At 55.4% G+C, this 11940-nt stretch carries 10 protein-coding genes, 2 pseudogenes and 2 riboswitches; of the genes and pseudogenes, 7 read left to right on the top strand and 5 right to left on the bottom strand.

Going from position 1 to position 11940, the window contains the following annotated elements:
• Positions 1–20 precede the first annotated feature (20 nt).
• On the top strand, positions 21–755 hold the full coding sequence (locus tag VU18_RS04045) for a ZIP family metal transporter (RefSeq protein WP_014195272.1): 735 nt from the start codon (positions 21–23) through the stop codon (positions 753–755).
• 46 nt (positions 756–801) lie between these two features.
• Here the strand turns inward: VU18_RS04045 and VU18_RS04040 are convergent, their stop codons facing one another.
• The 5 genes from VU18_RS04040 to VU18_RS04020 form a co-directional block, all read right to left on the bottom strand.
• Positions 802–1344, bottom strand: coding sequence for an acireductone dioxygenase (locus VU18_RS04040; protein ID WP_011230457.1), 543 nt, complete (start codon positions 1342–1344; stop codon positions 802–804).
• Positions 1345–1378: 34 nt separating this feature from the next.
• Positions 1379–2011: a methylthioribulose 1-phosphate dehydratase gene (locus VU18_RS04035; RefSeq protein ID WP_047757692.1), complete on the bottom strand. Its 633-nt coding sequence runs from the start codon at positions 2009–2011 to the stop codon at positions 1379–1381.
• Positions 2008–2670 (bottom strand): 2-hydroxy-3-keto-5-methylthiopentenyl-1-phosphate phosphatase, encoded by a 663-nt coding sequence (gene mtnX / locus VU18_RS04030; protein ID WP_021321407.1) that lies wholly within the window; start codon positions 2668–2670, stop codon positions 2008–2010. Before mtnX ends, VU18_RS04035 begins: the two co-directional genes overlap by 4 nt.
• Positions 2667–3908, bottom strand: a complete 1242-nt coding sequence (mtnW, locus tag VU18_RS04025; RefSeq protein WP_031205662.1) for a 2,3-diketo-5-methylthiopentyl-1-phosphate enolase — start codon at positions 3906–3908, stop codon at positions 2667–2669. Before mtnW ends, mtnX begins: the two co-directional genes overlap by 4 nt.
• A gap of 71 nt (positions 3909–3979) precedes the next feature.
• Positions 3980–4088, bottom strand: a riboswitch (SAM riboswitch).
• An 84-nt stretch (positions 4089–4172) separates the two neighbouring features.
• Positions 4173–5360 carry a pyridoxal phosphate-dependent aminotransferase gene (locus VU18_RS04020; RefSeq protein WP_021321409.1) on the bottom strand — a complete coding sequence of 396 codons (1188 nt, stop codon included), beginning with the start codon at positions 5358–5360 and terminating at the stop codon, positions 4173–4175.
• 98 nt (positions 5361–5458) lie between these two features.
• Between VU18_RS04020 and VU18_RS04015 the strand changes: the two genes are divergently transcribed.
• The 6 genes and pseudogenes from VU18_RS04015 to VU18_RS19155 form a co-directional block, all read left to right on the top strand.
• Positions 5459–6271, top strand: a complete 813-nt coding sequence (locus VU18_RS04015; RefSeq protein WP_014195268.1) for a carbon-nitrogen family hydrolase — start codon at positions 5459–5461, stop codon at positions 6269–6271.
• A gap of 94 nt (positions 6272–6365) precedes the next feature.
• Positions 6366–6534, top strand: a riboswitch (SAM riboswitch).
• 140 nt (positions 6535–6674) lie between these two features.
• Positions 6675–7865 carry an S-methyl-5-thioribose kinase gene (mtnK, locus tag VU18_RS04010; protein WP_014195267.1) on the top strand — a complete coding sequence of 397 codons (1191 nt, stop codon included), beginning with the start codon at positions 6675–6677 and terminating at the stop codon, positions 7863–7865.
• Positions 7866–7947: 82 nt separating this feature from the next.
• Entirely contained in the window at positions 7948–9015 is a 1068-nt protein-coding gene (gene mtnA, locus VU18_RS04005) for an S-methyl-5-thioribose-1-phosphate isomerase (protein WP_011230450.1), read from the top strand.
• Positions 9002–10164, top strand: a pseudogene (locus tag VU18_RS04000) (sugar ABC transporter substrate-binding protein). The gene mtnA and the pseudogene VU18_RS04000 overlap by 14 nt, the downstream one beginning before the upstream one ends.
• Entirely contained in the window at positions 10161–11711 is a 1551-nt protein-coding gene (locus VU18_RS03995; protein WP_011230448.1) for a sugar ABC transporter ATP-binding protein, read from the top strand. Before VU18_RS04000 ends, VU18_RS03995 begins: the two are co-directional and overlap by 4 nt.
• A pseudogene (locus tag VU18_RS19155) lies at positions 11653–11940 on the top strand (ABC transporter permease); the annotation flags it as partial. The gene VU18_RS03995 and the pseudogene VU18_RS19155, both read left to right, overlap by 59 nt.

The raw sequence follows: 11940 nt of genomic DNA, 5'->3' as shown, positions 1-11940 counted from the left end.
GCTGATGAAGGGGGAATTGGATGAACGGGGTATTGACCGGCAGTGTGCTGTCCGCCTTATCGACCGGACTTGGCGCTGTGCCGATTTTGTTTATGGCCAAATCGCTCACCCACCGCTGGCGCGATGTGCTCCTCGCGTTTTCAGCCGGCATTATGATGGCGGCCTCGATGACAAGTCTTATTCCCGAGGCCCTGCGGTCCGGCGGTTTTGAGGCGCTCGCCATCGGATTGGCGGCGGGGGTGCTCGTGTTAACGTTGCTTGAGATGACCGTCCCCCATATCGACTTGGAGCATACGAAAAGCGGCTTGCAATTCGACGAAAAGGCGATGCTCATCATCGCCGCCATTGCGATGCACAATCTCCCCGAAGGGCTGTCAGTCGGGGTGAGCTACGCCTCAGACGGCGCTTCGCAAATCGGCAATTTGATCGCATTGGCCATCGGCTTGCAAAACGCGCCGGAAGGATTTTTGGTCGCCTTGTTTTTAGTCAATCAGCAGATTGGCCGCTTTAAAGCGTTTGTCATTGCCACGTTAACCGGCGCGGTCGAAATTGTGACGTCTTTGCTCGGCTTTTATTTAACCTCTCTCTTCCGCGGCCTCGTTCCATACGGGTTGGCGTTTGCCGCCGGGGCGATGCTGTTTATCATTTACAAAGAGCTCATTCCCGAAAGCCATGGCGATGGAAATGAACGGACATCGACGTACGCGTTTATTGTCGGCATTTTGTTTATGATTTTTCTAACACAATCGTTTTAACGAAAACAACCCCGCTGCCTGTATATAAGCAGCGGGGCGTTCATTGTTATTGGACGGCTTCCTCTTTTTCTTCATATGGATGAGCGACCCAGCCGGACGGGTCGATAAACAAGCGCACCGCAACGACCCGACGGTCATCCATGAGCGTAAAGTAATGCGGATTCCCTTCCGGCACGGAAATGACGTCGCCGGCTTCAAGCTCTACATCAAAATAGCCGGTTTCTTTGTCGCCTTTGATGATGAAAATGCCATGGCCGGCCGTAATGGCGCGCACTTCATCTTCCGTATGGATGTGCACTTGTTCAAATTTTTTCAGCAACTCATCCAAGTTCGGCGTCGCGTCGGACAGAGCGACGATATCCCACGTTTTGTAGCCGCGGCGCGCCGCTAAATCTTCAATTTCGTCTTTGAACGTCGCTAAAATTTCATTTTTTTCTTCATCTGTCAGAACATATTTATCGCGCAAATGCTCCGGCAGTTTCGTGATGTCCCAATGTTCATACAACACCCCTTGACTGTTCAAAAACGCGCGCACATTGTCTTCTCCTTCAATCACTTGGCCCGTTTTTCTCACTTTGATGACTGCCATTGTTCACATCCTCCTTTGGAAAAATGTATATGGATTAGCCAACCGGCAGGCCGGCCCGCTGCAAAAGCAGCCGCTTCACCTGCCAGCGGAACAAAAACTCCCATGCCTCCAAATGTTTTTTCGCTTCAAACGCTGTACGCCCCCAGACCGTGATGCCATGGTTTTGGATCAACACGGCGCCGGCGTCGCCATGGATATAGTTCGCAAACTCCCGAGCGAGCGTTGGAATGTCGGCGTAATTGTCAATGATCGGGATGCGCACGGCGGCATTTTCTTCCCAAATGCCGAACGCCTTGATGATTTCCTGGCCGGAAAAGACCGCTTCCCCGTTTTGCGCATACAGTTCAGAAATCAAATTGTTGTCCACGGTATGAACGTGCAAGACGCAACCGGCGTTTGTGCGGCTGTAAATTTCCACATGCAGCAGCGTCTCCGCTGATGGCTTTAAATGTGTTTTCTCCGCTGGTCGGCCGGCAGCGTCAACGAGCAAGAAGTCCTCATCCGTTTGCTTCCGCTTATCCTTGCCGCTCGCTGTCACCAAAAACGTCAACGGGTCGTCCGTCACTTTGATCGACAAATTGCCGCTTGTTGCGAAAAACCAATCGCGGGCGGCGAGCTCGGCTTTCACTTCCGCAAGCTCGTTCCACTTTTTCACGACAATGCTCATACGATCACCTCCATTCGCTGCAACGCATCCATCACGTCAAAAAACGTCGCAAATGGCGCGTGCGGCAGGTCAAGCTCTTGACATTTTTCAAGCAGAAAATCGCGCGCCAGCACATAGTCGGCTTGCCTGGCCACCGCCAAGTCGGTGATCGAATCGCCGATGACGACGTGATACCCGTCCGGGCGGGCAAGCCTGCGCAATAGCGACGGCTTGCAGCAGCCGCAGCCGTTTTGGCACCGGCTGTCACATGCATGCGGCCATGTGATGCGGATCGTCTCACCGCTGAAATCGGAGCCGTTGCAAAAAATGCGCTCCGGTTCAATGAGCCCTTCAAGCAGCGGATAGACGAAAAAGTCGATGCCGCCGCTCACGATATAGAGCGGGATGCTTTGCTCTTTTGTCCATGCGACAAACTCGCGGAACCCTTCGCGCAAGCGGGCGGTGCTAAGCAAAAAGTCAACAATCTCCCCTTTCAGCGCTGACGGAAGAAGCGAAAACATTTTTCCGACGCCTTCCTGAACGGAGATGCGCTGGGCGAGAATGTCGTCCTTTAGCGTCTCCCACTCCGGCGGGGCGAACTGTTTCATAATCGCGATGATGTTGTCGTTTTCCGTGATCGTGCCGTCAAAATCGCAAAAAAGAACGAGTTGTTTCGTCATGCTTCCACCTCAATAGCGCCCCAGCGGTCGATCGCCTTTTGCAGCGCCTCGTTGTCTTTCGCCGCTTCACGAAGCGGACGGCCGACCAGCGCTGCGTCGATGGCGGCGCGAAACGCCTTTCCGCCGCCGATCGCCCCGTCCGGGTGGCCGTGGATGCCGCCGCCGGCGTTGACGACGCTGTCAAGGCCAAAATCGCGGACAAGGAGCGGCACCAAGCCCGGATGGATGCCGGCCGATGGCACTGGAAACGCCCGGGCAAACGGCTCTTGTTCATCGGTCAGCGCCCGGGCGATGCCAAGCGCCTGCTCGCGCTCCAAGGCGACGCTGCCGTACGGCGACGGGAACAGGACAAAGTCGGCGCCGGCGAGCCGCAAAAGCTTTCCAAGCCAAAGCGAAGGAGCCACCCCATAAAACTCCGACGGCGTAACAGCGCCGCTGAACGCCGGGTGAGCCATAATCGGCACCGCAATCTCCTCATCCTCGCGCAACGCCTGCAACACGTCAAGCCCATAAGCGAAGACGTTAAACAACAGCACATCAGCGCCAAGCTCGGCGGCTCGTTTCGCTTTGTCCTTTAACGCAAACGTTTTGCCGGTCAAGTTGACGGCATACAACGTCCGCTTGCCTGTTTGTTCGTACACTTCCTGAAGCGCCGCCTTGCCCTCGGTGATCCGCTTTTCAAACGGAAGAAGTTCGCTGTCAAACAAAATTTCATCGTCTTTGACCAGGTCAACGCCGCCGAGCGCCTGTTTTTTCAATTCCGACGTCAAGTACGCCAAATCGCGGCCGATCATGCCTTTAAAAATGCTCATCAACAGTGGGCGGTTATGCACCCCGACTCGGTCGCGAATGCCGTCGATGCCAAAGCGCGGCCCAGGAAACTGTCGCTTCCATTCATCCGGAAACTCTAAATCAAGCAGCCGCACTTCACCGTCGAGCGACAGCTTGCCGAACGTCGTGACCAACAATGCCGGCAAATCGGCGCTGAAGTTGACTGTCGGGTAGGCGATTTTGACGATCGCCCGCTTCAGCCGCTTGCCGAAATAGGCGTTTACCCGCTCGCTTTCGCCAAGCTCTTCAATAGCGACGACTTCCCCTTTATGTTTGCGAAGCTGCTCCTGCTCCAACGCCGGCAAGTCGGTCCATGTGCCGACTGTCAAGCCGAGCGCGATCCCTTCCGCCTTTTTCCGAATGTCTGTTTCATCATGAAGCAAATACGTTGCCATCACTGCACTCATCGTTCATCCCTCTCAATCTCGAAATAAAAACGCCTCTTCATAAGAAGAGGCGTCACTCATCCATGGCGCTCTTCTTATCTCTCAGCGTTTCCGCTGCAAGAATTAGCACCGTGCTTGGCGCGCGCCAAGCCGGTTGCCGGGCTTCATTGGGCTCGTCCCTCCGCCTGCTCTTGATAAGAAAGCCTGCTCGTTTATGCACTTGTCAAACAATTGGCAAATTTACTTTGAATTATGACATCGCCGATTGGCGTTGTCAATCATTTTTCAAAAATTTTTTTCGAACAATCCAAGGCGGCCGATCCGCTCCGCTGCTTCGCGAAGCCGCGCTTCATCGGTCAAGAGGCCGACGCGCACATACCCTTCGCCGTGCTCGCCGAACCCGATGCCTGGGGCGACGGCGACATGCGCCCGCTCAAGCAGCATGTCGGCAAACTCAGCGGATGATATGCCTTTTGGCAGCGGAAGCCAGGCGAAAAACGACCCATATGGCGCCGGCGCTTCCCAACCGATCTCGCAGAGCGCAGCGATGAACGCATTGCGGCGCGCCTCATACAATGCGACCAACTCCGTGACACAATCTTGCGGACCAAGGAGCGCCGCGGCGGCCGCTTCTTGGATGGCGCCGAACAAGCTGACATACAAATGATCCTGCAAAAGCTCAAGCGCCCGAATGATCCGCTCGTTGCCGACGGCAAACGCCACACGCCAGCCGGCCATATTGTATGTTTTCGAAAACGTATAAATTTCGACGCCGACGTCTTTCGCCCCATCGGCTTCCAGGAAGCTGACCGGTTTCCGGCCGTCAAAGCCGATCGCCCCATAAGCGAAATCGTGCACGACGGCAATGCCGTGCTTGGCGGCAAACGCCACCGTCTCCGCGAAAAATTCCTTTGTCGCCGTCGCACCGGTCGGATTGTTCGGATAGTTTAAAAACATGAGCTTCGCTCGGTCGGCGACCGACTCCGGAATGGCTTCGTAATCCGGTAAGAATCCGTTTTCCGAAGAAAGCGGCATCATCTCCATCCGCGCGCGGGCAAGCGCGATCCCCGACCAATAGTCCGGATAGCCCGGGTCCGGGACAAGCACCACATCGCCCGGGTTGACGAGGCAAAGCGGCAGCTCGACAAGCCCGGCTTTGCCGCCGAACAAGATGGCGACCTCGCGGGCCGGGTCGATCGTCACCCCGTACTCGCGCGCGTAAAACGCCGCTACGGCTTCTTTCAAAAACGAGTAGCCTTGAAACGGCGAATATTTATGGTATTTTGGGTTCGCGGCTGCCTTCTGCATCGCTTCGACAATGTGCGCCGGCGTCGGCTGATCCGGATTGCCCTGCCCTAAGTTGATCACATCATAACCCGCCTTGATCTTCGCACCGACTTTCGCCACGAGCGAGGCGAAAAACTGCTTCGGCAGCTGTTCAAGCAGTTCGGAAAAGGGAAATTCGATCGTCATCGTCCACACCTTCTCAAAAATTCTTGAAATTCTAGTGCAACATCATATATCGTTAAAAGCAAAATGTAAAGAAAAATTTTTTTCCGAGGTGAACGCTCATGACGATCCGCATCGCCTGCCTGCAGCTTGACATTGCATTTGGCGATCCAGCAAAAAACGAACAGCAAGCCGAACAGGCCGTGGAATCCGCTGCCAAAGACGGCGCTGACATCATCGTGCTGCCAGAGTTATGGACGACCGGCTACGATTTGACGCGCCTGGATGAAATTGCCGACGAAGGCGCCGAACGGGCGAAGGCGCTCGCTTCCCGATTGGCGCAAACGTACGGCGTCCATTTCGTCGCTGGTTCGGTCGCCAAAAAAACAGCCGCCGGCGTGACAAACACGATGATCGTGGCCGACCGCCATGGCCAAATCGTCGGCGAATACAGCAAACTCCATCTGTTCCAATTAATGGATGAACATTTGTATTTGCAGCCGGGAAGCAGCTTAGGCTTGTTTTCGCTCGACGGGCTTGCATGCGCCGGGGTCATTTGCTATGACATCCGCTTTCCGGAGTGGATTCGCGCCCATGCGTTGGCCGGAGCGGAAGTGCTGTTTGTCGTCGCCGAATGGCCGCTTCCCCGCCTGCACCATTGGCGGACGCTCTTGATGGCGCGGGCGATTGAAAACCAATGCTACGTCGTCGCCTGCAACCGGGCTGGCCGCGACCCGAACAACGTCTTTGCCGGCCATTCGCTCGTCATCGACCCATGGGGCGAAGTGATCGCCGAGGCGGACGAGAAGCCGGGCATTCTCTCGGCCGACATCGATCCCGCACTCGTTGCGGACGTCCGCGCACGCATCCCGGTGTTTGCCGACCGCCGGCCGCACGACTACGAAGCGGCAAAAAATTTTTTCAAAACGTATTGACAATCGATTGATCGACCATGTATCATTCGAATCAAACAACCAAACGATTGACAACATCGTGAAAATTGCAAAAACTGAATACGAGAAATCGGTACTCTTATCAAGAGTTGGCTGAGGGAATTGGCCCAATGAAGCCCAGCAACCGACCGTAATACTATCGTGAGATAGGGCGCACGCCAAGGGCGGCGCCGGAAGCGTCATGCTTCCGCAGGGCACGGTGCTAAGTCCAACAGAAAGACCGATGTCTTTCTGAAAGATAAGAGGCGCGAAGAACGAATGAATCTTCAAGCCTCTTTCCGTATGCGAAAGAGGCTTTTTCATTTGCCGGAAACGCCGAGATTTCAGCGCCGCGTCAGAACCGGCATTTGAAAACGAGCGAAATGAAAAAAGGGGGAACAAGGAAATGACCACTGTTCAAACATCGGTTTACGAACCGCTGACCGAACCGAAGGCGGTATCTCTCGCTGTCCGCCTCGGCCTATTCCGCGACGGAGCGCCGCTTGCCTGCCGCGAGATCGGCGACGGGAACTTGAACCTTGTTTTTCATATCGTCGATCAAGAAACGAAACAAGGCGTCATCATCAAACAAGCGTTGCCGTACGCCAAAGTGGTCGGCGAAAGCTGGCCGCTCACGTTAAAGCGCGCTGTCATTGAAAGCAACGCGCTGCGCACGTTTGCGAGCTACGTGCCGCAATACGTGCCGAAAGTCTACTATTCTGACGAATCGCTCGCCATTACGGTGATGGAAGACTTATCCCGTTTGCAAATCGCCCGCAAAGGGCTGATCGAAGGGAAAACGTATCCGCTTTTGTCCCAGCATATCGGCGAGTTTGTCGCCAAAACGGCATTTTATACGTCTGACTTCGGCATGAACCAGCAAGAGAAAAAGAAATTGGCGCAAAGCTTCGTCAATCCGGAACTGTGCAAAATTACCGAAGACCTCGTCTTCACCGACCCGTTTTTTGACCACGAAACGAACAACTTTGAAGACGAATTGCGCCCAGACGTTGAAGCGCTTTGGCGCGATGACCGACTCCACCTAGAAGCAGCAAAGCTGAAGCGCAAGTTTTTAACCGAAGCCGATGTGCTCTTGCATGGCGATTTGCATACCGGCAGCATTTTCGTAAGCGCCGACGAAACGAAAGTGATCGACCCAGAATTCGCCTTTTACGGTCCGATCGGGTTTGACCTTGGCCAATTTTTCGCCAATTTGCTGTTAAATGCGTTGTCCCGCTCTGAATTAGAGCGCCAACCGCTCTTTGACCACATCGACCGGACATGGGACGTCTTTGCGTCCGTGTTCTCAAACCTTTGGCGCACCGAGAGCGTGGAAACGTACGCCGCGACGCCGGGCTTGCTCGAGGACGTGCTCCGGCACGCGTTCATCGACGCCGTCGGCTTTGCCGGCTGCGAAGTCATCCGCCGGACGATCGGCCTCGCCCATGTGGCGGACCTTGACGGCATCGAGCACAAAGATGAACGGCTTGTTGCCAAACGGCATGCCCTCCGTCTCGGCCGCCGCTTGATCATTGAGCGCCGCGTGTTCACCGGAACGGAAGACTTCCGCCGCCTGTTTGCCGAAACGGAACAATAATGCCATACAATCGTCCGGGTCTCGACGCAAGCTGCGCGGCGCTGACCCGGACAAACCAAAAAAAAGAGAAAGGAAGATGGCGATGAGCACCTTTGCCATCCCACGCTCCGTTGAATGGCGCGAGACGCATGTGACGATTTTAAACCAGCAAAAGCTTCCATCCATCATCGAATATATCGACTTGCACACTCTGGAAGACGTCTATGAGGCGATTGCCACGCTGAAAGTGCGCGGCGCGCCGGCGATCGGCATCACCGCCGCCTATGGCCTGGCGCTTGCCGCTTTACGCTACGACACCGAATCGCTCGATGAATTCCGCCGTCGCTTGAAACGAGATCGTGACTACCTAGCCAGTGCCCGGCCGACTGCCGTCAACTTGTTTTGGGCGCTCGATCGGCTCGTCACCGCTGCGGCCGACGCCCTTTCCGTCAACGAGGCCAAAACGACGCTCGTCCACGAAGCGATTCGCATTCAAGTAGAAGACGAGGATGTGTGCCGCCGCATTGGCGAGCATGCCTTGTCGCTCTTCAGGCCCGGCGAGCGGGTGATGACGATTTGCAACGCCGGCTCGATCGCCACCGCCCGCTACGGAACGGCGCTCGCCCCGTTTTATTTGGCGAAAGAAAAAGGAATTGAACTATCCGTTTACGCTCTCGAGACGCGGCCGGTGTTGCAAGGGGCGCGCCTGACCGCTTGGGAACTGATGCAAGCGGGCGTTGATGTGACGCTCATCACCGACAACATGGCAGCGCAAGCGATCAAGGCGAAAGGCATTGGCGCCATCATCGTCGGCGCCGACCGGATCGCGCAAAACGGCGATACGGCGAACAAAATCGGCACGTTCGGCCTGGCCTTGCTCGCGAAGTCGTTTGACATTCCGTTTTACGTCGCTGCGCCGTTGTCCACGATCGATTTGACGACGAAAACAGGTGCGGACATCCCGATCGAAGAGCGCCATCCGGATGAAGTGACCCACATCGCCGGCGTGCGCATCGCCCCGGAAGGCGTCAACGTATACAATCCGGCGTTTGACGTAACGCCAAACGAACTCATTACCGCGATCATTACCGAAAAAGGCATCATTCGCGGCAATTACAACGCAACGCTGCCATCATTATTCACAAAGGAGGAGCAGCATGAAACGATTTAAGGCCTTATCGTTCCTTTCTCTTCTTTTCTTTGCCGTGTTCTCCGTCTTGGCCGGCTGCACGAACGAGCAAGACGCCGTAGCTCTAAGCCGGCCAACGAAACGAAGCAAACGGCCATCCAAGGCGACACCGTCTCATCCAACAGCCAAACCGCATCGAGCAGCGAACAGGCGGCCATCCCGGAGAAGCTGAAAAAACCGGTGAAGATCGCCGCCATTATGCAACTGTCCATCGGCACGTTCTCATCGCAATACATCGCCGGCGTCAAAGAACAAGTGCAAAAATTCGGCGGCGAGGTGCAAATTTACAACGCCGACAACGATTTAACCAAAATGGCATCGTACGTTGAGACGGCCATTACACAAAATGTGGACGCCATTTTGCTTGACCACGGCCGCGCCGATGCGCTCGAAGGCCCGGTGAAAAAAGCCGTCGCCAAAGGCATTCCAGTTGTGGCGTTTGACAACGATTTGAACATTCCCGGCGTCACCGTCATCGACCAAGACGACTACAGCCTCGCCTGGAAAACATTAAAAACGCTCGCAGAAGACTTAAACGGGGAAGGCAACATCGTCACGATTTGGGTCGGCGGCTTTACCCCGATGGAACGCCGCCATGTCATTTATGACGCGTTCAAAAAACGCTATCCGAACATTAAAGAAATTGCCAAGTTTGGCACGGCGAGCGCCAACACAGCTTTGGACACACAAACGCAAATGGAAGCGATTTTGAAAAAATACCCGAACAAAGGCGACATTGACGCTGTCTTCGCAACTTGGGACGAGTTCGCCAAAGGGGCGACGCGCGCCATCGAGCAAGCTGGGCGCACGGAAATTAAAGTGTATGGCATCGATTTGAGCGATGAAGACTTGCAAATGATCCAAAAACCAAACAGCCCATGGGTGGCGACAACGGCGACCGACCCAGCCGAAGTCGGCCGCGTCCAAGTGCGGTTCGCGTATCAAAAAATCGCTGGAGAAAAAACGCCGAACATTTACTCGCTTGAGCCGCATTTAGTGAAACGGTCCGATCTTCCGGACAAACAAGTGTCGATGAATGAGCTTTCGCAATACATCCCGGGCTGGGGGCAATCCAATGTCGCCATCTCGCCGTGGATGAAAACGTTGGAAGCCCAGGTGAACAAAAAATGAACGGGTTGTCAATGCGGGGCATGGAAAAATCGTTTGGCGCCGTGCGCGTGCTCGACGGCGTGGACTTCGACGTTCGTCCTGGCGAAGTCCACGCCCTTTTAGGCATGAACGGCGCCGGCAAAAGCACGCTCATGAACATTTTGGCCGGCGCCATTCCGCCTGACGCTGGTACGATCACGATCGACGGTACGATATACACGTTTTCATCGCCGCGCGAAGCAAAACAAGCCGGCATCGGCCTCGTCGTTCAAGAAGTTGACACAGCGCTCTTTCCCGGCTTGCCGATTTACGAAAATGTAGCGGCGGACGAGTTCGTCCATGTGAAGCAACGGCCGATTCGCTCGCTGCGTCAAGAAAAAGAGCGGGCCGCCGCCCTGCTTCGCCGCGTCGGCCTGTCGTTGCCGCCGACGAAATTGGTTCGCGACTGCTCGCTCCATGAAAAGCAGCTGATTGTGCTCGCCAAAGTGCTGTCATCCAACGCGCGCTATATCATCCTAGACGAACCGACGGCCGCCTTAAGCGAGGCGGAAACAAGGCGTCTGTTTGCCATCATCGATGAACTGAAGCAGCAAGGCGTCGGCTTTATTTACATCTCTCATAAACTGAAAGAAGTTCAGGAGATCGCTGACCGGCTGACGATTTTGCGCGACGGCCGCGTCGTCTATCACGGAGGCGCCCGCAGCCTGCCGCTTGAGGACATCGTCCTTCATATGACTGGAACGAAGCGGACCGCCGCCGCGAAACAAGCACGCACATACAGAAGCGACATCGCGTTTGCCGCCCGCGGAATTTTGATCGACAAAACCGGGACAACAGTCGACCTATACGCCCACCGCGGCGAAATCGTCGGCATCGCTGGCCTCGTCGGCGCCGGCAAGACGGAGCTTGCCGAAAGCCTCATCGCCCACCGGAACACATCCGGCGAGTGGGAAATTGATGGCAGACGCTATGTGTTCTCATCGCCTTATGAAGCCATCGACGCCGGCCTTTGCCTCATCCCGGAAGAACGGCGCAAACAAGGGTTGTTTTTGCCCGAATCAGTGAAAACGAACTTGACCGTCCGCCTTCTTTCCCGCCTGTCGCGCTGGCAATGGATCAGCTGGGCGAAAGAAGCGGCTGAAGCCGACGGGCTCGTCCGCTCGCTAGGTGTTCATCCGCCGTCAAGCACCACCGTCGTTCGCCACTTGAGCGGCGGCAATCAACAAAAAGTCGTCATCGGCAAATGGCTCAACACAAACGCACGCGTCTTTTTGTTTGACGAACCGACCAAAGGGATCGACGTCCATGCGAAGCAAGAGGTGTTTTCCATCATTCGCTCCCTTGCCGATGAAGGAAAAACGGTGCTGTACTTTTCCAGCGAATTTCAAGAGCTGCTTGACATTTGCGACACCATCTACGTGATGGTCGACGGCCGGCTGCTCGCTCGCCTGCCGGCCGCTGAATTGACGTATGAACAGCTTGTTTACTATTGCAGCGGAGGTGAGATCCATGAGCCAGCCAGCCGTTTCCACAACGCCGTCGAAAAAAACGGCGCCGTCCATTCTTGAATGGTTGTATAAACACGGCACCTTGCTGGCCATTCTTGCCGTTATCGCCTACTTCGGCATCACGCAAGACCGATTTTTTACGTATGAAAACTTCAGTGACATTTTGCGGTCCATTTCGATCGTGACGCTCGTGGCAATCGGCATTACGTTTTCGCTCATCGTCGATGGCTTCGATTTGTCCGTCGGCTCGACGGTGAGCCTAGCGACGATCGCGAGCGCAGCGGCGCTC

It is taken from the genome of Geobacillus sp. ZGt-1, assembly GCF_001026865.1.
Classification (GTDB): Bacteria; Bacillota; Bacilli; order Bacillales; family Anoxybacillaceae; genus Geobacillus; species Geobacillus thermoleovorans.
This window is presented reverse-complemented; position numbering and strand designations above follow the sequence as displayed.